Genomic DNA, 26,169 nt, shown 5'->3' with positions numbered 1-26,169 from the left:
TTTGTTCAGAAAAATATTTATCGCAACATATTGATTTGATTGTATCTTTGATGAAAATTTAAATAAGTAATATGACGATTCAATTTTTAGGGGCCGCTCGCACTGTAACCGGTAGTAAACACTTGATTACAACAGCGGATGGAAAAAAAATATTACTTGATTGTGGCTTCTTTCAAGGCAAAGGCTCTGAAACGGATGGAATGAACCGCGAGTTTAATTTCAATCCAAGCGAAATTGATTACCTCATCCTATCTCATGCGCATATCGACCATTCTGGAAATATCCCAAACCTGGTTAAACAAGGTTTTAAAGGTCCGATTGTTTGCACAACAGCAACACAAGATCTTTGCAAAATTATGCTTACCGACAGTGCCCATATCCAGGAAAACGATGTGAAATATGTGAATAAACGCAGGATTAAACGCGGTGAAGAACCATTTAAACCGATCTATAAAGTAACAGATGTTGAAAAATGTTTGCCACTTTTTTTTGGCATCGACTATAATAAAATGTATACCGTTTATGATGGCTTGACGGTTTCTTTTACTGATTCCGGGCATATTTTGGGTAGCGGGGCTGTGAATCTCGAACTAACGGAAAATGGTGTTAAGAAGAGAATTTGCTTTACAGGTGATATCGGACGCTACAATGGTTCTATTTTAAAAGATCCACAGCCATTTCCGCAAGCGGAATATATTATCGCAGAATCCACTTATGGTGATCGATTGCATACAGATACCGCCTACAGTGAGCAACAACTATTTGATGTGATTTACAATACCTGTATCACAAAAAAAGGAAAAGTAATCATTCCTGCTTTCAGTTTGGGTAGAACGCAAGAATTGGTTTTTGCTTTGGACCAAATGGAAAAGAAAAAAATGTTACCACGCATTAACGTCTATGTGGATAGCCCTCTTTCTGTGAATGCAACGAACATCATGAGGGATCATCCGGAATGTTTTAATGCAGATATTTTGGAATACATGAAAACCGATCCCAATCCTTTTGGTTTTAACAATTTGATTTATGTTCAAGATGTGGAAGATTCGAAACGATTGAACGAGTTAAAAGAGCCTTGCATCATCATTTCAGCTTCAGGAATGGCGGATGCGGGTCGAATAAAGCACCACATCGCCAACAATGTTTCTAATCCCAAAAACACCATACTGATGGTTGGGTATGCAGAGCCGCATTCATTGGGTGGGAAGCTGAGAGCAGGTAACAAAGTGGTAAAAATATTTGGCGAAGAGCACGAAGTAAAAGCAGAAGTCATTATCATTGATTCGTATAGCGCGCATGGAGATTATAATGAAATGATTCAATATCTAGGTTGCCAGGATAAAAAGCAAATCAAAAAGTTATTTTTGGTACATGGGGAGTACGAGGTGCAATTAAATTACAAAGAAAAACTCATTGAAGCAGGATTTAAGCACATTAGCATTCCTGAACAAAATGACATTGTTGAAATCAATTAAATGTTGCTAAAACATATTCAATACCTCATTATCAAAGAGCTTAAACTCGAGCTCCGCAACAAGTATGCGCTTGGGGGAATCTTATTGTATGTGGTTTCTACCATTTTTATCAGCTATTTATCGTTTAAAAAAATTGTCACCCCAGCCACTTGGAATGCTCTTTTCTGGATAATCCTCCTCTTTGCCTCCATTAATGCAATTGCAAAAAGCTTTATCACGGAAACCAAAGGGCGTTTGCTTTATATCTATACCTTAACGAGTCCACAAGCGGTTATTTTGTCGAAAATTGCTTACAATTCACTTTTACTAATTGTTCTATCAGGCTTGTGTTTATTGGCTTACAGTCTATTTATTGGCAATATCATTCAAGATATGCCCTTGTTTTTACTTACGTTGTTATTGGGTAGCTTTGGTTTTTCATCTTTATTAACTATGGTTTCAGCCATTGCTTCAAAAGCAGGAAACAATTTTACATTGATGGCTATTTTGAGTTTCCCAATCATTATTCCTCTATTGATGGTTTTGATTAAACTATCAAAAAATGCGATTGATGGATTGGAACGCTGGGACTTGAATTATTTAACAATTCTTATGCTCCTAAATCTGATAATTATCGCATTATCTTATCTATTATTTCGTTATCTTTGGCGTGATTAAACGCAAGGGGCAAAACAAGCAAGATATCTCGACTACGCTCGATATGACAAGTAAACAGTCATTTCGACCAACGCGGAGAAATCTAAGTAACATTTGAGTAGTAAAATGAAAAAAATTGGTGGAAAATAATTGCAATTGCACTTGTGCTATACACCATCGTTGCCGGGTTTTTAATTCCTGTTCCAGCACAAGCCATCCTTCACGAAACCATTCGTAACCTGTATTTTCATGTTCCAATGTGGTTTGCCATGATGACCATCTTATTTGTTTCTGTTTGGCATAGCATCAAATATCTTAATAAATCGGATATTGTATCAGATATCATTGCAACGCAAGCGGCACATGTAGGCATGTTGGTGGGTGCACTTGGTTTGGTTACCGGATCGGTATGGGCAAAATATACTTGGGGTGCTTGGTGGGTTGCGGATACCAAACTAAACGGAGCTGCAATCACGATGCTCATCTATCTTGCTTATTTTGTTTTGAGAGGCTCATTGGATGAAGAACAAAAACGTGCTCGTATTGCTGCGGTTTACAACATTTTTGCTTATGTTTTGTTAATTGTCTTTTTGATGATATTACCACGTATGAGTGATTCACTTCATCCTGGGAATGGAGGAAATCCTGGATTTAACAAATATGATTTAGATAGCAATATGCGCATGGTATTTTACCCAGCTGTTATAGGTTGGATTTTAATTGCCGTATGGATATTTACATTAAGAGTTCGAATAGAAAAATTAAAAAGAAAAAAATTATTCAATGACTAATATTTTAAAAAAAGTAATGCTCTTCATTGCTCTGCTTTTATCAGTATCTACTGGTTTTGCACAAGAAAATGCGCCAATTGAAATGGCCACAGGATTGTATCAATCGGGGAAAATTTACGTAGTTGTAATTGTGATCTCTTTAATTTTTGTTGGCATTGCAGGATATTTAATTCTACTAGACAGAAAGATAAGTAAGTTGGAAAAAGAAAAATAAACAGAATGAAAAAAATACACATACTTGGCATTATCATTATTGCAGTTGCCATCGGAGCCATCTTCACAACATTAAACAATACCAGCACGTATGCAAGTTTTGCTGAAGCGGCAAGCGACCCGGAGAGTGAATTCCATGTGGTTGGTAAGTTAAATAAAGAAAAAGAAGCTATATACAATCCGAAAGTTGATGCAAACGTATTTACTTTTTATATGGTAGATAATAAAGGAATGGAATGTAAAGTTGTGCTGCACAAAAACAAACCGCAAGACTTTGAACGTTCGGAACAAATTGTGTTGATTGGCCAAATGAATGGGCAACAGTTTGAGGCTTCTGATATTTTAATGAAGTGTCCTTCAAAATATAATGAAGGCCAACCAACAGCAGTAAAATAATCCTTCAGTAGGCAGGGTGCAATTGATAAAACATTGCCCCTTGCCTATTGCTTATTGAATTAATTAAATTTTATGGAATACATCGGAGAGCATTTAGGAATTGGTAAAATTGGAAATCTATTTGTTATTCTTTCCTTTGTTTTTGCACTTTTAGCATGTATCTCCTATTTTTTCGCTGCTAAAGAAAACGAAGATGCGGCCTCTTGGAAAAAGATTGCACGTATCGCTTTTCGCTTACATGGTCTTTCTGTATTAGGAATTGTAAGCACCCTGTTCATCATGCTCATGAATCACTATTTTGAGTATGAATATGTATGGCACCATAGCAACAAAGAAATGCCCATGCGTTATATCCTTTCCTGCTTTTGGGAAGGACAAGAAGGAAGTTTTTTACTTTGGACTTTCTGGCATGTAGTGTTAGGATTGATACTACAGCGCACTGCAAAAAACTTCGAAGCACCCGTAATGGCTGTGATTGCTTTGGTTCAAGTTTTTTTAGCTTCCATGTTACTAGGAATCACGATTGCAGATGTTTATCATTTAGGAAGTAATCCGTTCACTGTTTTATTACGTGAACACCCTGAATATTCAAAAATTCCTCTTTTTACTGATGCCAACTATTTAGCCAATCCCGCATTTGATGGAAGAGGATTAAATCCATTATTGCAAAACTATTGGATGACGATTCACCCTCCTACTCTCTTTTTAGGTTTCGCCTTAACTGTTGTTCCATTCGCTTATGCGATTGCAGGCTTGTGGAAAAAACAATTTAACGAGTGGCTTAAACCTGCTTTACCATGGACTTTTGCCGGAGTAGCCGTTTTAGGAATCGGAATTTTAATGGGTGGTGCTTGGGCTTACGAAGCATTAAGTTTTGGTGGTTTCTGGGCATGGGATCCGGTAGAAAATGCATCTTTAGTGCCTTGGCTCACCTTAGTAGGTGCTGCTCATTTAATGCTGATTAACCGAAACAACGGTCAATCTCTCTTTACCGCTTTCTTCCTCGCTATTATTTCCTTTTTATTGATTCTGTATTCAACTTATTTAACCCGCAGTGGAATCTTAGGAGAAACCTCTGTGCATTCTTTCCCAACGGCAGGAATGGCTGGCCAGTTGCTCGTGTATATGTTCTGCTTTGTGATAATGGGGATGGTTCTATTAATAATCCGTTGGAAACATTTCCCAAAACAAACAAAAGAAGAAGGCATTTGGTCGCGTGAGTTTTGGATGTTTGTAGGTGCCATTGTTTTGTTGGTTTCTTCCTTCCAGATAATCTTCTATACATCTATTCCGGTATGGAACAAGTTATTCGGAATGAATAAAGCACCGTTAAAGGAAGTTATTAAATTCTATAACAACTGGCAACTACCATTTGCTTTTGTTGTAACGATGTTAATTGCAGTCGGACAATTTTTTAAATATAAAAACACCGATATCAAGCAATTTCTAAAAAAAATCGGGATATCATTTGTGGTTTCTTTGGCATTGACGTTTTTAATGATTTACATTTTGAATTTTAATGATCGTTATTTTTCAATTCTGCTCTTCTCCTCTATTTTTGCTGCTGTTGCCAATATCGATTATCTCTTCCGCGTTATGGGTGGGAAAGTCAAAAAAGCGGGTGCATCCATTGCGCATATCGGATTTGCATTGGTTTTGTTAGGTGCCTTAATTTCCACTTCTAAAAAAGATATTATTTCACAAAACACTTCCGGTAAGGATGTTTCTCAATTGGGTAAGTCGTATTCCAATAACGACAACATTTTACTCACCCAAGGAGATACCTTAAAAATGGGTAAATACTATGTGACCTATGTTGGCAAACGTCATGAAGGAATCAATATCTATTTTGACGTAGATTATTTTACAAAAGATGAAAACGGAAAATTGGTGAAGGAATTTTCGTTGGCTCCCTTGCTTCAAACGAACCCACGTATGGGCAATGTAGCAGAACCGGATACACGTCACTTTTTAACATACGATGTATATACGCACATTACGTTTGCGGATATGGAAACGCTTCAAGAGAAAGAGGCAAATAACAAAGACGAATATGCACAAGCCAAAAACCATACAATCAAAAAAGGCGATACACTTTTCTCTTCCAATGCGATTATTATTTTTGATTCACTATCATTGAATGTCGACAAAGCAAAATACCAGCTTAAGGAAAATGATATCGCTGTAGAAGCCCATTTTCAAGTTCTTGACATCAAAAAGAAATACAAAGCCAATCCAATTTATGTGATTCGTGATAATAGTATTCAACCCATCGAATCAAGAGTGGATGAATTGGGATTAAAATTCATGTTCTGGCAAATTAATCCGGAAGACGGAAAAATCCAAATCTCCCTACAAGAGAAAAAATCAAATGTTCGAGATTTTATCGTTATGCAAGCTATGATTTTTCCATACATCAACATTCTTTGGATTGGATGTATTGTTATGGCTATCGGGACAATACTTGCGATTTTAGAAAGAGTTAGAAAAAAATAAGCTCTATATGGAATCACCAATTAAAATATCCATCATTGGTTCAGGAAATTTAGCTACACAACTTGGCTTAGCCTTGCATAAAGAAGGGTATTTGATTTCACAAGTATTTAGTCGTAACAAAAAGAATGCGGAAGTACTTTCAAAAAAGTTAAAGGCAAAAGCAATAGTTGAGCTAAAAAAACTTTCTACCGATTCTTCCATATATATCATTTCGGTGAAAGATGATGCGATTGAATCTGTTGCAAAACAATTAAAATTAAAAGACCAGATTGTTGTTCATACTTCCGGAAGTGTTTCAATGGATGTTCTGAAAAAGACATCTAAAAATTACGGAGTTTTTTATCCATTACAGACATTTTCAAAAGAGAAACAAGCATCTTTTAAAACAATTCCCATTTGCATCGAAGCAAACAACAACACTACTTCCACTACATTGCAATACTTTGCAAGGAGTATCAGTGGCAACGTTCAAAAAGTAAATTCCGAGCAACGTAAAAAAATTCATGTAGCTGCTGTTTTTGCTTGCAATTTTACGAATCATATGTATGCAATTGCTGAACATCTTTTGGCAAAAGATAAGCTATCACTCGACTTACTAAAGCCTTTGATTGAAGAAACGGCACATAAAATAAAAAATACAAAACCTTCGAGCGCACAAACAGGCCCAGCAATCCGAAACGATAAAAAAACAATCGATGCACATTTGAAATTGTTGACAAACGAAAAGGATTTAAAAAAAATCTACGAGTTGCTAAGTAAGAGTATTATTAAAACAGTAAAATAGATTTCTCGGCTATGCTAGAAATGACAATTAATGTAGTAATTTAGTAGCGATGGAAAATTTCAAAACCAAACTTACACGTGTAAAAGCATTTATTTTTGATGTAGATGGAGTGCTTACGAACGGGTCTGTCACATTAATGCCCAGCGGAGAGCAAGTGCGTGTGATGAACATCAAAGATGGATACGCATTGCAATTGGCGGTAAAAAAAGGTTATAAGATTGCCATAATTTCCGGTGGAAAATCAGAAATGGTACGAACACGTTTAAATGGGCTTGGAATCACAGATGTCTATTTAGGAAGTCACACCAAAATTGATACGTATAAAGAATTTATTGAAATTTATAATATTCAGTCGGAAGAAATACTTTACATGGGGGATGATATTCCTGATTATGAGGTAATGAAAAAGGTAGGTGTTCCAACTTGTCCGAGCGATTCTGCACAAGAAATAAAAGACATTTCAATTTATGTTTCCGATAAAAAAGGTGGTGAAGGTGCTGTTCGGGATGTGATTGAACAAGTATTAAAAGTTCAAGATAAATGGTTGGACAAAGAAGGATTTGTTTGGTAATTCAAATTAGAAAGTCAAAAGAGGATAATTCAAAAGGTTTATGATTGCATTTCTAAAATTAATACGAATACAAAATTTACTCATCATTGCCTTTACGCAATATGTGGTGCGTTGGTGCATTATTTACCCAATCATCAAAGTAAATAGTTCCTTCTATGAATTGCAACTTTCAGAACTTAATTTTTTCTTATTAGTACTATCAACTGTGATGATTGCCGCAGCTGGTTATATTATCAACGACTATTTTGACATCAGCATCGATAAGGTAAATAAACCTGAGCGAATGGTTATTGGAAAAGGTGTAAAACGAAGAGTTGCTATTGGAGCGCATACCGTTATTAATTTTTTAGCAATTGCAATTGCACTGTATGTGGCTCATTCGATTGGGTCGTGGAGATTAGCATTGATTCATTTTGTTTGTGCAGGTGGATTATGGTTCTACTCTACTTCTTTCAAACGCCAATTCTTAATCGGGAATGTTGTTATTGCCTTATTTACAGCATTGGTGCCCTTAATCGCAGTCATCTACGAAATGATTCCCATTTATAGAGAATACCTTCCTGTGGATGAAAACTTGAGCTTCATTTCGGTTTGGGAATATACCGTTGCACTTGCCTTTTTTGCATTCATTACAACCCTTTTGCGTGAAATTATCAAAGATATTGAGGATATGGATGGAGATAACGAATATGGGTGCAAAACAATGCCGATTTTATTAGGCATAAAAACAACAAAGAACATTGCCATGTTTATTGCCTTCCTCACTATTTGTTGCCTTGTTTTTATTCAATTGGAATTTTTGAAACTCGAAGATTATATTTCATTGGTTTATTTTATTGTTGCGCTCCAACTGCCATTGTTTTTTCTTATTTACAAAATCAAAAAAGCAGGTGATAAAAAGGAATTTCGATTTGCCGGTAATCTTTCAAAATTTATAATGCTGATGGGTATTATCTACTTGCTTGTTTTTGCTTACCCTATTCTCCACGACTTCCTGCATGTCATTTAATCAACTCTCAAAATATAAAATTCTGCTGGCGTCCAAATCGCCACGCAGACAATATCTATTAAAAGAGCTTGGATTAGACTTTGAAGTGCGCACCAAAGAAGTTGACGAAAGTTTTCCTGACGAATTAAAAGCTTACGAAATTCCACTTTATCTTTGTGAAAAGAAAGCACACGCCTTTGATGAGGAATTAAACGATAACACCATTGTTATTACAGCTGACACAGTCGTTTGGCTTCCTCAAACCAATGAAGTACTCAATAAACCTGAAAATTTTGACGATGCAGTTCGGATGTTACAACTCCTTTCCGGTAAAATGCATGAAGTATATACAGGTGTTTGTTTAAAATCAAAAAAAAAAACAAAATCCTTTTATGCGTTAACAAAGGTATATTTCAAACCTTTGACGTTGGAAGAAATTGAGTTTTATATCAACAACTATAAACCTTTCGATAAAGCGGGCTCTTACGGGGCGCAGGATTGGATTGGCCTGGTTGCAGTAGAAAAAATTGAGGGTACCTATTTTAATGTCATGGGATTGCCTGTAAAGGAATTGTATGAAGAGTTGCTGAAGTTTTAATATCCATAAATGAAAATAAAACTTATTGCAATTATCGTATTCTCACTATCTTTTAGAAATGGATTCGCTCAGTTAGAAAAGACAACCACACAAGTTGGGATTTCTGTTCTTCCTATTTTAGATGTTCTTAAATTTTTTCCGGATAATGAAATTTACGGATTTGCTGTTGCTGGAAATATGGGATATTTAACAATAAATAAATTGGGTATCGGTATCCAACCTTATTATTCAAAGGTTTCTAACTCATATTCTTCATCGTGGTATGGTGGTCCAGTAAAAGAACACCAACAGATTCAACTTTATGGCTTAAATACATATTTGAGATATTACTTTGTTTCAAAAGAAAAATTTCTAACCTATGCGCAAGGTTCAGCAGGCTTTGGTAATTTTGAGCAAAAAACTAGTTATACTTCTTCTCTAACGTATATTAAAAACAGCCATGCAAATAAAGCTGTGTTTACTGCGTTGTTTGGTGTTGGTGCAAGTTATTTTGTTTCAAAAAACTTTGCTATAGAATTAAATGTCCCTTATATCTATGTGAATCAAATTTCTACTAATCCATACGACAAGGATTTTCATTCAATAGCACCCACTATCGGTTTCCAGTTTTATTGGAAATAAGATTTATTCCATTATTTTGATTAAATTAGTTCTACTTATTTTTTTAATACGTTATATCCCATGAAAACTAAAATCGGAACGAAAGAAAATCCTATGAAGTTAAAAACACCACCTTTATCTTCAGAATACACCATGCATGTGGATGAAAAGGATGGAAAGGAAATTTTAGTCTGTACAGTTGGCAAAACAGTTTTGCATTATGATATTCGTTGCCTCAATGATCTACACATTATGTTAAAAAAACATGGCGACTGGATGGAATTAGGAAGTGCAGACGAACAAAAACCTGCAAAAGAAGGAACTGTTGAAGCCTGGGGACGATCTGAAAAGAATCCTGTAAAAGGATGGTATGGTTTGAAAAAAGGACTTCGTGGTCGTTTTGGAATGTACATCCCCCCATTAATGGAAAAATTAGGAATGGCAGAGTTAACACACGAAGCCAAAGGAAACAAAATGAAAGCGAAATAAAACCGTGTGCAATTTTTTGCACACGATTTTTATTGTATCAATACGTGTTACATTATTCTATTATATTTTAACACCTACAATACAAACATCATCCATTTGAGGTTCGTCTTGTCGCCAATTCAACAACGCATATTGCAAAAACGACCGCTGCTCTGCCATTTCCATACTGTGTAAAGAAAGCAATAACTCTTTGAAACGTTTTCGATTGAATTTCTTCTTCAACTCACCTCCAAATTGATCACAATAGCCATCTGTAAAAAAATAGAACAAATCTCCTTTTTGTAGTTCTAATTTCCTTGATACAAATAGTTTTTCAACATCACCATAAAATCCAATTGGATAACGATTGGGCTCAAACTCTATTAATTCATTATCACGCAACAATAACATCGGCCGAAACGCTCCTGAATAATTCACCGTATTCTTTTCAGAATCAAAAACAGCCAAGGCCACATCCATCCCATCGTTGGTAATACTTTCGCTATTTTGTTTGTTTAAGGCAGCAAATAATTCATCATCCAACGCATATAAAATTTCAGAAGGTTCTTCTATCCCTTTTTTGATAATTACTTCTTTAAGAATTCCGTTCGCAATAAAGCTCATCAAAGCTCCAGGAACACCATGACCCGTGCAATCAACAACTGCTAAAAAGGTTTTGCTTCCCTTTTGATAACAAAAATAATAGTCGCCACTTACCACATCCTTTGGTTGATACAAAACAAATGCATCATCAAACGCATTTTTTATTCTGTTAACATCCGGCAAAATTGCTTCTTGAATGCGACTGGCATATTGAATACTATCAACAATATCTTTATTGTGTTGCTCGAGTTCTTTGTGTTTCTCTATTAATTTTTGTTCCGCTATTTTTCTGTCGGTTATATCATGACCAATGCCAACGAGCGTATTAGCCGAACCTTTAGAAGTATTCCACAAAATCCATTTATCGCCACCGGTGGCTGTTTTTAGTAATCGCTCGTAGGGCACAGACTCTTGCAAGGAATCTTGTTTTAATTGCTGAAATGTTAACGCTTTGATGTCAGCACGCTCCAACTCATCAATACGTGTTAGGTTCCACCATCCTTCACCCATGAGCTGTTCCGGTTCAAAACCTAAAATTCGTTTTGCAGAAGGACTTACATATTCAATTTTTCCATGGTGGTTAACAACAACGATTAAGCTGTTGAGCTTTGCTAATATAGCATCAGTTACGAGTGACATAATAAAAAGTATAAAAGGCAAAATGCCTGAATTAAAAACTAAAAAAGAGATTTGCTTCTAGGAAGCGACAGAGAAATTATCTGTTAACGGGAATGCGATTTAATCGCGTTTGAGTGAAGCAATAGCGCATTCCCATGGTAATGACCATCGGAATGAATAATAAAGAGGTGATGTAAAGTGCTATTGACATTTTTGTATTGATTGGGACAAATGTAGGATAATTTTATGAAATTGAAAAAAACAGCGTAATTATAAAAATATGCCATTAAAACTTACCAACAGATGCAACTTATTGCAGAATCTGAACATCCTAGTTAATAGAAAATTAACTAGACATGAAAAAAAATCTACTTCTCCTGTTTCTTGTTTGCCAAATAAGCCTTTCATACTCGCAAACAGCAGCAACCTGTAATACCTCAACTCCAATCTGCAATGGAACTGTGAATACATATCCTTCAAGCTACGGAAGTATTCCAGCAGAAGTTGGACCTAATTATGGCTGTTTAGGTTCCCAGCTAAACCCTGCTTGGTTTTATTTTAAAGTAGACTCATCCGGTAGTATTGTCATTAATATTTCTCAATTGGATACAGCAGGCGTTGGTGTTGACGTTGATTTTGTTTGTTGGGGTCCTTTTTCTTCTCCCACAACTCCTTGTTCAGGAGGTTTAACAGGAACAGCACTGGATTGTAGTTATTCAACTTCCTACACAGAGCAAGTAAATGTTGCCGGTACCGCTGGCAATTATTACATTTTAATGATTACCAATTTTTCGAATCTTCCAGCCAACGTTTCGTTTAATTTCGATTCTACCAGCACAGGAACAGTTTCTTGTGAAGAAACCTGTGTTACAAATGCATACAACAATTCTCCATTATGCGTAAATGGTACGTTACAACTATTGGCAACGAACCATTTTGGTTTAGGTAATTACAATTGGACCGGACCAAACGGTTTTGCTTCTTCACTCGAAAGTCCAACAATTTCATCTGTATCTATGCTGAATGAAGGTTGGTATACTTTAAACTACGTTCGCGATTCTACTTGCAATGTAACAGATAGCATTTGGGTAAATATTGATACCTGTGGTACACTTACCGGTCATGTTTTTGCTGACATGAATTCGAACTGCAGTTTAGATACATTGGAAAATCTTATTCCGCTCGCTCAATTGAAACTAAGTTCGGGAGGAACATTTGTTGATTATGCTTGGACTGATCCTTTTGGATACTACTATTTTGATGTATTTCCTGGAACATATACGATAGAAGTTGTTTCTTCACCTAGTTTGCCGGTAACCTGTCCCACAAGTGTTGCACACTTAACAACGGTATCCCCATCCATTATTACTACTGAGAACTTTGCTGTTGATTGTGGTGTATTTGACCTCGCCTCCACTTGGATTGGAGTTTCTGGAATTGCATTTTTCCCTGGCGCATCACACTATCTCTACCCCTCTGTTAGCTCAATTGGACCTGATTGTTCTGGCGCACCAATACCCGGAGAAATGATACTGATATTAGACCCTTTAATAACTTATACAGGACCATTTGCGTCTGCAACGCCTCCAACAACTGTTATCCCTGCACCAACAGGTGATACTTTAAAATGGTCAATTGCAGACATCACTGCTTTACCTTATTATGCGTATATGACTTATGGAATAAATTATACGACATCCAGCACGGCTACTATTGGCGACATTGTTGACATTACGTTAATTGTACTTCCTATTACTGGTGATGCAGATACAACCAACAATACTTATAATGGGCATTTTATTGTCGGTAATTCCTACGATCCTAACAACAAAGAAGTATCACCCAAAGGAACAGGTGTGAACGGTTATATTCCTGCGAATACTCCGGAACTCGACTATACTGTTAACTTCCAAAATACAGGAACTGCACCGGCTATCAATATCTATATCTTGGATACACTGGATGTGGATGTAGACATTACAACCTTGAAAATTATTTCAAGTAGTCATCCAATGACTGTTCTATTATTGCCAGGAAATGTTTTGAAATTTAATTTTAGTAATATTTTCTTATCAGACAGCACAAGCAATGAAGCAGAAAGTCATGGATATGTTCGTTATTCCATCGCTCCTGTGTCCGGATTAAGTCCAGGTGATCAAATTACAAACACTGCTTATATTTATTTTGATTTCAATTCGCCAATTGTCACCAACACTGCAATCAACACAATTGAATTCCCTTTTAGTATCAATGAATACTACGAATACCAATTGGGTGTATTTCCGAACCCAACAAGCAATAGTGTGAACATCGTTTTTGAAGACAAAATGAGTAGTGAGTTGAGTTTAAGAATAATGAATGTGGCTGGACAAGTTATCTACTTAGAAGAGACAACAGGTTTCAGTGGTAAGTTCACGAAATCAATTAATTTAAATACAGCTCCGCAAGGAATTTATTTATTGGAGATTATTACTGATAAACAAATTGTACATAAAAAGATTATCAAGAATTAATAAGAAGAAACTACTTAAATGTAAAAGCCCTGAAATTTTTATTTCAGGGCTTTTGCATAAAAAGAACAATCCGTTTTAGTTTTGCACCTTTACATTCCCAATGTTATAAGCAAAACCAACATTTATTCCGATGGCCAATAATTTTGTCTTTTGATAGTCGCTTTTTCTACCAAAAACATCTTCATAAGGTATATCTCTTAATTCCTTCGCTGTTATATCAGAGAAACCAAAATTCGCGTATGGTTGAATTTTAAGGTTTAAATTATCAGTCATTGCTGCAGCCAACCCTAAGGAAATATGACCGGACAGCGAATAAGTTTCATACATATCTTCTTTTCTTACATCATAAAGGTCTGCTTTATAGGAGTAATAAGGATTATTTTGAGACAACGTGAAAAAATAGGGATTCCCTGTTTCGTATCTTCCCATATTTTCAATACTGCCTTTCATTGTGTAATTCCCACCAATTTGAATTTGATTCACAATTCCAATATCAAAAAAGCCATAAAAGCGATTTGAATTCCCTAAAAGTAAGTGCAAAGTGATTGGAATATCTAAATAACTTAACTTATTCGTATACGTAATATCTGATGCGATCCAACTATCATAAAGATTCCCATCGCGATCTTTTTGACTGAAACTTTCAAATAATCCTTTTTGATAAATTTCTTGATTATAGGTTGAATACCCTAATCCCATTCCTATTCCAACTCGTCTTTTATATTTACTAAGCAATAAGTTAATGTTAAAACCATTTTTATCATTAATGTCTTTGTACTTATCTTCTGAAATGTTTTTATTCTTAATTTTCGTTGAAGCCGGTCCGAAGGTAAAGCTCAGTTCTTTATTTTTTTCTATTTGTGCAGTTGCTGTTATTGACAATAGGATAAAGATCTTAAGTAAAGTAATTTTTGCTTTCATGTTTTTTGTTTTGAATTATAAATAAAAAAGGGGATTCCAAAGGAATCCCCTTTAACAGGTTTCAATAGATAAGAGCTTAGCTTAATACTTTTTTTACTAAGTCTGCTGCCTCTTGCAAAGCAATCGCAGAATATACTTTTAAGCCGGAGTCGTCAATAATTTTCTTTGCTTCAACAGCATTTGTTCCTTGCAAACGAATGATGATTGGCACATTAATGTTACCCATATTTTTATACGCATCCACAATTCCTTGAGCAACTCTGTCGCAACGAACAATCCCACCAAAAATATTTACAAGAATTGCTTTCACATTCGGATCTTTTAAGATTATACGGAATGCTTGTTCAACACGTGCTGCGTTTGCGGTACCTCCAACATCTAAGAAGTTAGCAGGATCTCCACCGGACAATTTGATAATATCCATTGTTGCCATTGCTAAGCCAGCACCATTTACCATACAACCAACGTTACCATCCAGTTTTACGTAGTTTAAGTCGTGCTCACCTGCTTCTACTTCGGTTGGATCTTCTTCCGTTTTATCACGCAATGCAAGTAAATCAGGGTGACGAAAAAGTGAATTTCCATCCAATGATACTTTTGAATCAACCGCAATAATTTTATTGTCAGATGTTTTTAAAACAGGATTGATTTCAAACATGGAAGAATCTGTTGCTTCATAAGCCTTGTAAAGCGCAGCAATAAATTTTGTCATTTGTTTGAACGCTTCACCACTTAAACCTAGGTTAAAAGCAACTTTGCGGCATTGAAAATCACGCAAACCAACTTTAGGATCAATTTCTTCTTTAAAAATCAAATGAGGAGTATCGTGTGCAACGGTTTCAATATCCATTCCACCTTCTGTGGAATACATGATTGTATTTCTGCCTTTTGAACGATCTAAAAGCACACTCACATAAAATTCTTTTGTAGGTGTTTCTCCTGGATAATAAACATCCTGAGCAATCAAAACCTTGCTTACTTTTTTACCTTTTTCACCTGTTTGAAGGGTAATAAGGTTATTTCCTAAAATATTTTTAGAAATTGTTTTTACGTCATCTAAAGATTTCGCTAAAGCCACACCACGTTGTTCGGTTCCTGCAATTTTACCTTTTCCGCGACCACCAGCATGAATTTGAGATTTCACAACCCACCATCCAGTACCGGTTGTTTTTTGCAGTTCTTTTGCAGCTTCAACCGCTTGTTCAGGTGTTTCTGCCACAATACCTTCTTGTATTGCAACTCCAAAGCCTTTTAAAACAGCTTTTCCTTGATATTCATGTATGTTCATACGATAATGGTTTTAAGATTTTAATAGCTTCAAAAGTATGTTTTTTATTGATGAATATCAAATTTGTTTTATTCACATTTTAGGAACACTTTTCTCGAAAATTAATATTCTATTACATATTCTTACGCTTAAATCTTCTGTTTTTTAAGAACAAGCATTATGAAGTAGTTAAAACAAAAATCCCCCATCATTTGCATGATGAGGGATCTTTAGGTACAAAACCTTGAAAATATTATTTCTCAGCTTTTTTGTAACGTGTTCTGAATTTATCAACACGTCCAGCTGTATCTACCAATTTCACTTTTCCTGTATAGAACGGGTGTGACATGTGAGAAATCTCCAATTTTACAACCGGATACTCATTTCCGTCTTCCCATTTAATGGTCTCTTTTGTTTCAACACATGATTTTGTTAAAAAAGAGTAATCATTACTCAAATCCTTAAATACTACAAAACGGTAGTTTTCTGGGTGTATTCCTGCTTTCATTTTTATTGTTTTTTTATTTCGGACTGCAAATATAGGTATTTGTATTAAATCTGCAATTTTTTTTGAGAAATTTTAAATTAACTACCTTTGGCGACATGAAAAAGTTACTTTTAAGCTTTTAGCCCGCTTTAACAAAGCTGTTTTGCCAAAATATTACAACCGCGACCTCAAAAATCTTAAAAAGTGGGAAATGGCCCTTGTTGGTTACAAATACTGGGTAACCTGCAATTCGTTGGATTAATTATTCAATTAATTTCTGAATCCAAGCATCCTTCACACCGGCATCACGTGCAATTTTCAGCTTCTCAAGCGCTTCTTCCTTGGTTGTACATTTAAACATAAAAATATAATTGAAACTACTCGGTCCAGAGTAAACCCAATCAGCTGTTTGATAGCCTTTGGCTATAAAGCGTTTTGTTTCTGCCTCTGCCAAATCTCTATAAAAATAGGTTCCGATTACCACATAAAAACCAATCGTTGGTTTATATCCGTCTTCATCCTTAAATTCATCTTTTTTGTTGGTCACAATCAAAACACCATTTTCAACAACTTTATTTTCACTTTTCTCCCCCATTTGAGCGTTTTGATTCTCATTATTCGGAGTGTCAGTTCCTGTTTGATTGTTTACTGGCGGTTGCGGTTGTTGCTTTAACTGTTGATCCAAGCGATCACTTAATGCTTGCAATTTGGCTTGACTTTCTCTTAATTCTGTTTCAAGACTATCCATGCGTTTAACATACGCTGCATTTTCAAGTGTTTTGTCTTCTTTTACTTCTTCTTTTTTGTTTTTTCCAAACTTAAAATTCAGCATCAACTCATGCGCCATTCCAGAATATTCTCCGATATCTCCTATAATAAAATCATAGGAATAACCTACATACAATTGTTTGTGAATACAAAAACCAACATTTGCACCTACGGCATAATCACTTTTATAAGTTGCTCCTACCCAAAATTTGTCTTTCCAATCAAATGTCACATTCCCATCGTATTGGAATGGTGCATTGGGCACAAACCGAACTAATCCTTGCGGTGTGACAGATAGACCTTTTTCTTTATTGATGTCAAAGGTGTATTTTAAAGAACCCATGTAATGACGGGCTTGTGTGTAAAAACCGCGAACATTACTGGTATCGACATAATTGACTTTGTTGCCAATTATTTGAGGAACAGCAACTCCAAAATCCAACCCTTTCCATACAAAAAGAAAACCTGCATTCCCGTTAAAAACAGTTTTGTGCTGTTCATTTGTAAATAATGTCGGGTCATTTGCTGTTTCCACCAACGCTTTCGAATAATCCACCGAATGGTCAACTACTCCCAATGAAATCCCAAAGCGAAGATGCATATCATCGTTGATTGTCAAACGGTAGGAATAAGATAAGTCTCCACCGATTCTATTTGTAATTCCTTTTCTATCACTCACCAACATTGCACCCAATCCGATTTTTTTATCCATCAAACTACCATCCATTGTTGCAATATTTAATTGTGGAGCTCCACTAAAATCTGACCATTGCGCACGGCTAACAAACATTACATTTGTTGCATCACTGGCTCCCGCATATGCCGGATTATAAACCATCGGCTTATAAAAATAATGACTATACATCCCTATCTGCTGCGCATAAGAAAGCGAAGCAAACAAGAAGGACGTTAGTATTAAATTTATTTTTTTCATCTCTACTACCACTAATTTTATTTTCTTAAAATATCAACTGAACCTTTAATAACGCGTGATGGGCTATCCAAACGAATTACGTAAAAATAGGTACCATCCGGTAATTCGGAACCATTGTATGTTCCCTGCCAATCGTTTGTATACGATTTTTTAGAATAGACTTGGTTTCCGTAAATATTGTAAACAAATACTTCATTCTCCGGGAAATTTAAAATCCCTTCTACATACCAATTATCATTTACACCATCTCCGTTTGGAGTGAATAAATTAGAAACCATTCCATTGAATGATGGTTGAATAACCGTTACGGTAATGGCATCCGAATTCACACAACCATTTATGTCAGTTACTGTCAATACATAGGTTGTGGTAGTTAATGGAGTTGCAGTTGGTGAATACACTGTCGTACCGCTCAAGGTTGCTCCAGGAGTCCATATTGGCGTTCCGCTTCCTGTTCCGCTTAGCACCAAAGTTTGTCCCACGTTAATGCTGGTATCGTTTCCGGCAAAAACAGGAAATGGAGGTAAGATTGAAATTGTTGCTGATGCTGCAGTATCAATGGAACATGAACCACTTTGCACAATAGCTGTGTAGGTTGTATTTACAGTTAGTCCGCTATAAATAAGCGTAGTTGTTGTGTTTGCGACAGGCAACCAAGTTAAACCACCATCTGTTGAAGATAACCAACCCAAAACGCTTCCAATATTTCCTGATAAGATTACAGAATCTAAATTGGTTCCGGAACAAACAGTAGCGCTCGGTGAAATTGTACCTGCAACAGTATTAGGAGCCACATCCACGATTTCGATATTCGCTGTATCTGCAGGACAGCCGCCACTTTGAACAATAGCCGTATACCAAGTTGTAACAGGTAAGGCAGTATAATTTTCCGTGTTGGTTGTATTGGCAATAGGTGTCCAACTCGCCCCACCTGTAGTGGATGAAATCCACCCTGTAATAGTTCCTGAATAACCTGATAATGTAAGTGTGCCTGTTGCTGGGACACCGCAAAACACACCACCTCCAGTAATGGTTCCAGCAACGGCTGGTGGGCTTACTGTTATAATAACATCAGCTGTTGAATCGGCTGGGCAACTCCCACTTTGAACAATTGCATGATACCAAGTAGTTGTTGTTAAATTTAAGTAGGATTGTGAATTGGTTGTATTCGCAATAGGAATCCAGGTTGCACCACCAGTGGTAGAATACGACCACCCTAAAATGGTTCCAGTATATCCTGACAAAATTAAGGTACCACTATTCCCTGTTGAACATACACTTGCCGCCCCGGAAACACTTCCAGCAACAGTAGCTGGATCTATCACAAAAGAAACTTGAGAAGAAGTATCCATTGGACACATTGCTCCGTTTTGTACCACTGCCCAATACAAAGTACTAGTCGTAATGTTTAAATAACTTTCGGTGGGTGTTGTGTTTGGTATGGTTGTCCAAGTTGAACCTCCGTCTGTTGAAGATTGCCAATACAGAATATTTCCATTATAGCCGGATAATGTTAATGTTCCAGGCCCTGATCCAGCACAATATGTTCCGCCACCACTGATTGTTCCTCCAACGGATTCGGGATAAATTGTAATACATACAGTTGTTGAAGTATCAGGGGGAAATACACCATTTTGAACTACCGCCTGATAACAGGTCGTTTGTGCTAAATTAAAATAAGTTTGATTGGGCGTTGTATTCGGAATAGAGCTCCACGTTGCACCGCCATCTGTAGAGGATTGCCAATTTAAAATTGTTCCAACATACCCTGCAACACTAACAAAACCTGAGTTTGTTGTTGAGCAATACGTAGCCGCTCCGGAGGTTGTCCCACCTACAGATTGAGCATTTACTTTCGCTGTTGAAAAAGTAAAAATGGAAATCAATAAAAAGCTAAATGTAATTTGTTTCATACCGTTTTAGCAGTCAATAATAATTGCACGAAGTTAAGGTATTTTTACTTCTTGTAAAAAGAAAAATCCCCGGAGTTGCCTCAGGGGATTCTTCCTATAGTACGCTATTATTTTACAATAGTAACATGACCAATGTATTTATGTGGTTTTCCTTGATTATCTTTTAAACTCACTTTCCAAACATATACATCGATTTGAGCAACTTCTGCTCCACCATTTGCTCTTCCATCCCATCCTTTGTTATAATCATCCGTTGAATAAATCATATTTCCCCAACGATCAAAAATCATCATATTGAATGTGTTAATATCATAACCGATTCCTTGTGGTAAGAAGATATCATTCACACCATCTTCATCAGGTGTAAATGCATTTGGTGCAAAGAACACAAAATCATCAATAATTTGAATTACTTGCTGAGTGGTATCAATACAACCATATTGGTTAGTTACGATCAATGTAACTGTATTGTAACCTGCACCCTGATATGTGTAAGTAGGATGTTGTAATGAAGAAACATCAGTAGTGCTTAGCAAATCACCAAAATCCCAAGCCCAATTCGTTATTTCGGACGCCACAGTAGAAATATCTGTAAACGTTACGAGTGGTGATAAGGATGATGCTGGATTTGGAGATGCAATAAAATCAGCAGTCGGTCCAGGATATACGTTAATATAAGCTAAACTATCTATGATTGTTTCACATCCAAATGCAGTGATAATTGTTAATTCAACATCGTAAGTACCCGAATTCATATAGATATTTGTTGGATTCGCCCCTGTTGCGGTGTTTCCATCACCAAAATCCCATAAATACGTAACACCATTATTACTTGCTCCGGTAAATGCAACAGTTAATGGTTCACAACCACTTGTTGGCAAACCTTGCAATAATCCGATAGAACCTGGATTAATTGTTACAGTTGATGTATCTGACACAGGTGCAGAACAACCATCAGAAACTGTTACAATATAATTTGTGGTAACAGAACCGCTTGGTGGTGTAACAATTTGTGATTGTGTAAGCGCCCCATTGTCCCAAGAATACGTATAAGGACCACTATTACCGCCACCACCTGTAGCATAAATTGTTGCAGCATCTCCATCACAAACAGAAGTATCGCTTGCTATAACTGTTAAAGGAGGTTTAACAACAACAAACATATCAAGCGGACCGGCACTACAACCGTTTGCATCTAAAACCAACGCAGTATACATCGTAGTTGTTGTTGGCATTACCATGTGAGGTCCACCACCAGAAAAACCTGATCCGGAAGCACCAACCCAGAAGTAACTGTATGCCGGACTTCCACCCGAAGCAGTAGCATACACTTGAGTGGTGTCACCATAGCAAATTGTATCCGTTGTGCTAACAAATAATTCTAATAAAGGTGGTTCATTTACAACAACTACACCTGTTGCAGAACATCCATTATCATCAGTAACAATAACACTATATGTACCTTGTGTTAAAGAGGTTGCAACAGGATTAATCTGAGAACCCGGATTCCAATCATATGAAAGTGGCAACGTGCCTGTTCCGGCTACTGTTGTTACAGTTGCTGTACCTGTACTGCCACCAAAACATAATACAGGAGTTGAAGTAACTGTATCAATCACTGGACCAGCCAAATCGTTGATAGTATAACTTTGCGTGGTTGTACAACCATGTGTATCTGTAACAATTACACTATATGTACCAGCCAATAAACCTGTAGCTGTTTGTGTTGTTTGTAAAGCAGGGTCATTCCATTGATACACATATCCCGGAGAACCTCCTGCTGGAGTTACTAATGCAGTTGCATTCGCTTGTCCACAAGTACTAGGAACAAACGAAGATGTATCGGTCAATAATGTCGGTTGAGTTATTGTCCAGTTTTGATTGGTAGTACATCCGTTTTGATCGGTCACAGTAAGTGTGTATGTTCCCGGAGCCAATGCATTCGCTACTGGAGCTGAACCACCACTTGGTGTCCAAGCAAATAAATAAAATGGTGTTCCACCTGTTACTGTGGTTGTAATACTTCCATCATTATCACCAAAACAAGTAATATTTGTTGCTGTACTTGATGTAATCGCTAAGGTTCCAGGTTGAGAAATGATCAATGCTGAATCGACAACCATACAACCATTGGCATCCGTAGTTATCACTTCATATGTTCCAGCACATAATCCAGAGGCTGTTCCAGTTGTTTGAGAAGCTGGGTCATTCCATTGGAAAGTCAAAGCCCCTGTTCCACCAGCCGCTACAACGGTTGCTGTTCCATTACATGCTCCAAAACAACTTACGTTCGTGATACTTGAAATCGCATGATTAATTGGAGGTGGTTCTAAAATTGTAACGGATTGAGACGAAATACATCCCGCAGCATCAGTAACAGTAATCGTGTTTACTCCACCGGCTAAATTCGTTGGATTCGGATTTACTTGACCGCCTGGTGTCCATAAAACAGCGTAAGGTGTTCCCCCAACCGTAATTGAAGTCGTAGCTGCTCCATTGGTTAATCCATAGCACAATAAATCTGTATGTGATGTAATCACAACAGTTGGAGCAAGAATATCATTCACGTTAACCGTTGATGTAACCAAACAACCATTTGCATCAGTAACATCTAATAAATACGTGCCGGCTGGAACGGAATCCATACATGGAGCCATTGTTACAGCTAAATCATTCCATATATATGAATATGGTGGCAAACCACCACTAACTGTAGCGCAAGCACCACCGTTGGATTGCCCACAGTTTGAATTTGTTGGTGTGGTTGTTACAACTACCGGAGTAAAGGCTTGGGTTAATGTAACACTTCCTGTTACCGCACATCCATTTGCATCAGTAATAGTAGCTGAATTAACACCAGGACATAAATTACTAGGATTGAATATCGTTTGCATACTTGGTGTCCATAAGAATGAATATGGAGCGGTACCACCGGTAAAATTAATTACACCGGTTCCATCACAAGAACCAAAACAGTTAATATTGGTACCTGTTACTGTTGCTACCAATTGAGCAGGCTGTGTAATCGTTGCGCTAACAGTTGCAGTACAACCTCTTGCATCAGTTACGGTACAAGTATAAGAACCTGCACACAAACTAGAAGCAGTTGCCGTTGTTCCTCCACTTGGCGACCAGCTATAAGTGTATGGAGCGGTTCCACCTCCTGCAGTAACTTGTGCAAATCCAGTACAAACACCAAAGCAAGTTAAATTGCCTGATGATGAAAGTACATTTGTTAAAGGGGTTGGTTGAGTAATTAAAGCTACTCCTTGTGAAGGACAACCATTTGCATCAGCAACGGTTACTGTAAAACTTCCAGCACACAATCCTGTTGCAGTAGCCGTTGTTTGTGCTGCCGGGTTGTTCCATAAATAAGTATATGGAGGAGTACCACTGCTAACAGTAGCCGTAGCCGTTCCATTACATGCAGCATTACAAGTAACATTTACTGAAGTAATTGCTGTTGTTAATGCAGGTGGATTTACTAAGGTTACTGACGCATTTTGAATACATCCATAGGCATCTGTAACTGTAACACTGTACGTTCCAGCACCAAGTCCAGATACGGTTGAAGTAGTCGGACTACCAGGTGTTGTCCATACATAAGAGTAAGGAGTTGTTCCACCCACAGCACTTGCTGTGGCAGTACCATTTGTATTTCCAAAACAAATTGGATTGGAACTAACGGCATTGGCCACTAAAACAGTCGGCTGTGTGATAGTAATGCTTGTTGATGCAACACAACCTGCAGCATCAGTAGCCGTTACAGAATAAATACCTGCCACTAAATTGTTTGCGGTTGGGGTTGTTTGTCCATTGCTCCATAAATAAGTAAATGGGGCTGTTCCTCCGGTTACTCCTATGGTTGCATTTCCGGTATTTCCTCCGAAACAAGCAACATTGGTTGAAGAAATGATTGAGGCCGTTGGACCGGCAATGGTACCAATTGTAACAGGAACCGATGTGGTGCAAAGGTTTAAGTCAGTAATCGTAACTGTATAAGTACCAGCAAGTAATCCTGAAGCAGCTGGACCAGTTTGTCCATTTGACCAAGACCAAGAATAAGGTGCAAAACCACCCGCTCCAACAACTGATGCAGATCCATTTGGCAATCCACAGTTGGCACTGGTAGGTGTTGCAGTTATAGACAATGCTGGTGGTTGAGTAATATTTGCTGTACCTGTTACAGTACATCCTCTTGAATCAGTAACAGTAACCGTGTAAGATCCAACTGATAACGAACTAATCGAAGGTGTTGTGAAAGCTCCAGGCATCCATAAATAAGTGTATGGACCGGTTCCACCTGCAGGGGTAGCTGTGGCAGTACCTGTACTTCCACCAAAACAACTCACATTAATAAATGTTGGAGTAACAGTTAAAGGTGCAGGTTGGGTAATCGCTTGTGTTGTTGTAGCTGTACATCCATTAGCATCGGTTACAACTACGGTATATGTTCCAGGTCCTAAATTTGTTGCTGTTGCTGCTGTTCCTCCAGAGGGAGTCCAAGCATACGTAAATGCAGGAGTCACTGCACCGCCCATTGTTACTGTTGCAGTACCATTGGCTGCACCATTACAAGTTACATTCGCAAATGAACTGATAGACGCTACTCCACCTGGTGTCGAACCAACTGTAACAGGAACTGTTCGTGTACATCCTGTAGCATCTGTTATTGTACAGGTATAGGTTCCAGGAGTTAAACCGGTTGCTGTTGGCGCAGTTCCACCTGAAGGAGCCCAACTGTAGGTCAAAGGCAGAACGCCACCTGTTGGTGTTACTGTTGCTGAACCATTTGGACTAGTGCATATCGCATTGACGGAAGCCCCCGTAGCCGTAAATCCACCGACCGTTATACAAAAAGAGAACGTCTGACTACCAAACAAAGGACAATTATTGTCAGTAACGGTTACCGTGAAGCAATGTGGAACACTTCCTACATCTGCAAGGGTTGGTGTCCAAGTAAAAACACCAGTAGGACGAGATCCAGTACCAGGGTTAAAGGTTGCACCTGCAATACCTGCATTCCATGTCAATACAACATTCTGAGAAGCATTCACATCAAAAGAAGGGATGTTGAAAGTGATTGGAGCTCCCAAGCAAGCATTTAAAGTATAAACACCTGTATTATTTATTCCATTTAAGTATGGATTATTGTTTGTACAAGCAATTGTTCTAATTTGAACATCACGCATAACACTACCAACTAAAATACCACCTCTCCACTCTTTTACTAAAACTGTAAATACAGAAACTTGAATCATTGTAGGAGTTACACACATGTCACCTGTTAATGGGTTAAAGGTACATGGGGTGCAGATGTTAACGGCTGAGTAGCAGAAAATCCTGGTAAATAAGTAACATTTACCGTTGCAGTATGACGAGGTGGAATTAATGTATAAGACAATGAATCGCCATCAGGATCAATAGAACCATTATTAAAACAATATGGTTGACCAACGCAAACAAAAGGAACCGGACGATTTGTAAAGGTTGGTGAATCATTACAAGGGAATGCTAAATTGTTCAATGTCGCCTCGATGTACATGTTTTGAGCAGACGGGGAAACAATGGTACCAATAGAAGCATTTCTGCAACATAAAGAATAAGATAAAACCCAGTCTGAACAAGGAGGCAACGTAACAATACCTTTATAAATATATTCTTGTACACCCGGCAAAGATCCACCAGTACATTGGGTCGCTGAAGTCGGACAAACCGGTGTTACTTCAATTCCAGTACCGGGTACCGCATTAAGCACAAAATTTGCGTTGATTCCACAACTAACAGATCGCCTGTTAATTGAAACGGAGGTTGGAGCCGCAACTCCGGCACAATCTCGATAGAGCGCCAATGTTACTTCAAATTGATTTCCAGCCAAGCACCTGTAGGTGATATTACCACCTTGTACGTGAGATGCAGTTGCCGTAAAAGAAATGCCCAACGAGAGCACCACCATGGCAACGGTTAGTTTTAGTTTAGAGAGAGCTGTTTTTGTCATAATTTTTTAATTAAAAAAATTAATAAAAATTTAGAGTTTAGAGTAGTGATTCATTAGTTTTCGATAAATATAGTATAATGACGCACAAATACAAACAAAAGGTTGCATGAAGATTTTAGCAATATATTGTT

At 37.3% G+C, this 26,169-nt stretch carries 21 protein-coding genes; 13 read left to right on the top strand and 8 right to left on the bottom strand.

Annotated elements, in window-relative coordinates; all coding sequences use genetic code 11:
- Nucleotides 1-71 precede the first annotated feature (71 nt).
- The 12 genes from IPP64_07320 (at nucleotide 72) to IPP64_07265 (ending at nucleotide 10,037) form a co-directional block, all read left to right on the top strand.
- Complete coding sequence (locus tag IPP64_07320; protein ID MBL0329215.1) at nucleotides 72-1,475, top strand: MBL fold metallo-hydrolase; 1,404 nt, start codon at nucleotides 72-74, stop codon at nucleotides 1,473-1,475.
- Nucleotides 1,476-2,132: a heme exporter protein CcmB gene (locus IPP64_07315; protein ID MBL0329214.1), complete on the top strand. Its 657-nt coding sequence runs from the start codon at nucleotides 1,476-1,478 to the stop codon at nucleotides 2,130-2,132. It abuts the gene before it with no gap.
- A gap of 125 nt (nucleotides 2,133-2,257) precedes the next feature.
- Nucleotides 2,258-2,902, top strand: coding sequence for a cytochrome c biogenesis protein CcsA (gene ccsA, locus IPP64_07310; protein MBL0329213.1), 645 nt, complete (start codon nucleotides 2,258-2,260; stop codon nucleotides 2,900-2,902).
- A 16-nt stretch (nucleotides 2,903-2,918) separates the two neighbouring features.
- Nucleotides 2,919-3,116, top strand: a complete 198-nt coding sequence (locus tag IPP64_07305; GenBank protein MBL0329212.1) for a CcmD family protein — start codon at nucleotides 2,919-2,921, stop codon at nucleotides 3,114-3,116.
- A gap of 5 nt (nucleotides 3,117-3,121) precedes the next feature.
- Entirely contained in the window at nucleotides 3,122-3,511 is a 390-nt protein-coding gene (locus IPP64_07300; GenBank protein ID MBL0329211.1) for a cytochrome c maturation protein CcmE, read from the top strand.
- A 72-nt stretch (nucleotides 3,512-3,583) separates the two neighbouring features.
- On the top strand, nucleotides 3,584-6,007 hold the full coding sequence (gene ccsA, locus IPP64_07295; protein MBL0329210.1) for a cytochrome c biogenesis protein CcsA: 2,424 nt from the start codon (nucleotides 3,584-3,586) through the stop codon (nucleotides 6,005-6,007).
- Between the two features lie 19 nt (nucleotides 6,008-6,026).
- Nucleotides 6,027-6,791: a DUF2520 domain-containing protein gene (locus tag IPP64_07290; GenBank protein ID MBL0329209.1), complete on the top strand. Its 765-nt coding sequence runs from the start codon at nucleotides 6,027-6,029 to the stop codon at nucleotides 6,789-6,791.
- Nucleotides 6,792-6,840: 49 nt separating this feature from the next.
- Nucleotides 6,841-7,362 (top strand): HAD-IIIA family hydrolase, encoded by a 522-nt coding sequence (locus IPP64_07285; protein ID MBL0329208.1) that lies wholly within the window; start codon nucleotides 6,841-6,843, stop codon nucleotides 7,360-7,362.
- 40 nt (nucleotides 7,363-7,402) lie between these two features.
- On the top strand, nucleotides 7,403-8,371 hold the full coding sequence (locus tag IPP64_07280) for a geranylgeranylglycerol-phosphate geranylgeranyltransferase (GenBank protein ID MBL0329207.1): 969 nt from the start codon (nucleotides 7,403-7,405) through the stop codon (nucleotides 8,369-8,371).
- A complete protein-coding gene (gene maf, locus IPP64_07275; protein MBL0329206.1) occupies nucleotides 8,361-8,948 on the top strand; it encodes a septum formation protein Maf in 588 nt (195 codons plus the stop codon). The genes IPP64_07280 and maf overlap by 11 nt, the downstream gene beginning before the upstream one ends.
- Nucleotides 8,949-8,957: 9 nt before the next feature.
- The gene (locus IPP64_07270; protein ID MBL0329205.1) at nucleotides 8,958-9,569 is read left to right on the top strand and encodes a hypothetical protein; all 612 of its coding nucleotides are present in this window, start codon (nucleotides 8,958-8,960) and stop codon (nucleotides 9,567-9,569) included.
- Between the two features lie 60 nt (nucleotides 9,570-9,629).
- Entirely contained in the window at nucleotides 9,630-10,037 is a 408-nt protein-coding gene (locus IPP64_07265; GenBank protein MBL0329204.1) for a hypothetical protein, read from the top strand.
- Between the two features lie 60 nt (nucleotides 10,038-10,097).
- On the opposite strand, the gene IPP64_07260 is transcribed toward IPP64_07265, so the two are convergent.
- Nucleotides 10,098-11,258: a SpoIIE family protein phosphatase gene (locus IPP64_07260; GenBank protein MBL0329203.1), complete on the bottom strand. Its 1,161-nt coding sequence runs from the start codon at nucleotides 11,256-11,258 to the stop codon at nucleotides 10,098-10,100.
- Nucleotides 11,259-11,593: 335 nt separating this feature from the next.
- On the opposite strand from IPP64_07260, the gene IPP64_07255 reads away from it, so the two are divergent.
- The gene (locus IPP64_07255; GenBank protein MBL0329202.1) at nucleotides 11,594-13,750 is read left to right on the top strand and encodes a T9SS type A sorting domain-containing protein; all 2,157 of its coding nucleotides are present in this window, start codon (nucleotides 11,594-11,596) and stop codon (nucleotides 13,748-13,750) included.
- Nucleotides 13,751-13,825: 75 nt separating this feature from the next.
- On the opposite strand, the gene IPP64_07250 is transcribed toward IPP64_07255, so the two are convergent.
- From IPP64_07250 to IPP64_07220, 7 genes are all read right to left on the bottom strand, one after another.
- On the bottom strand, nucleotides 13,826-14,671 hold the full coding sequence (locus IPP64_07250) for an outer membrane beta-barrel protein (protein MBL0329201.1): 846 nt from the start codon (nucleotides 14,669-14,671) through the stop codon (nucleotides 13,826-13,828).
- A 76-nt stretch (nucleotides 14,672-14,747) separates the two neighbouring features.
- Nucleotides 14,748-15,959, bottom strand: coding sequence for an ADP-forming succinate--CoA ligase subunit beta (sucC, locus tag IPP64_07245; protein ID MBL0329200.1), 1,212 nt, complete (start codon nucleotides 15,957-15,959; stop codon nucleotides 14,748-14,750).
- A gap of 232 nt (nucleotides 15,960-16,191) precedes the next feature.
- A complete protein-coding gene (locus IPP64_07240) occupies nucleotides 16,192-16,446 on the bottom strand; it encodes a type B 50S ribosomal protein L31 (GenBank protein ID MBL0329199.1) in 255 nt (84 codons plus the stop codon).
- 241 nt (nucleotides 16,447-16,687) lie between these two features.
- Complete coding sequence (locus tag IPP64_07235; GenBank protein MBL0329198.1) at nucleotides 16,688-18,127, bottom strand: type IX secretion system membrane protein PorP/SprF; 1,440 nt, start codon at nucleotides 18,125-18,127, stop codon at nucleotides 16,688-16,690.
- Between the two features lie 17 nt (nucleotides 18,128-18,144).
- Nucleotides 18,145-20,040: a gliding motility-associated C-terminal domain-containing protein gene (locus IPP64_07230; GenBank protein ID MBL0329197.1), complete on the bottom strand. Its 1,896-nt coding sequence runs from the start codon at nucleotides 20,038-20,040 to the stop codon at nucleotides 18,145-18,147.
- Between the two features lie 107 nt (nucleotides 20,041-20,147).
- Nucleotides 20,148-25,301: a gliding motility-associated C-terminal domain-containing protein gene (locus IPP64_07225; protein MBL0329196.1), complete on the bottom strand. Its 5,154-nt coding sequence runs from the start codon at nucleotides 25,299-25,301 to the stop codon at nucleotides 20,148-20,150.
- 26 nt (nucleotides 25,302-25,327) lie between these two features.
- A complete protein-coding gene (locus IPP64_07220; protein ID MBL0329195.1) occupies nucleotides 25,328-26,038 on the bottom strand; it encodes a hypothetical protein in 711 nt (236 codons plus the stop codon).
- Nucleotides 26,039-26,169 lie beyond the last annotated feature (131 nt).

The sequence above is a fragment of the Bacteroidota bacterium genome, assembly GCA_016722565.1.
Classification (GTDB): Bacteria; Bacteroidota; Bacteroidia; order 2-12-FULL-35-15; family 2-12-FULL-35-15; genus 2-12-FULL-35-15.
This window is presented reverse-complemented; position numbering and strand designations above follow the sequence as displayed.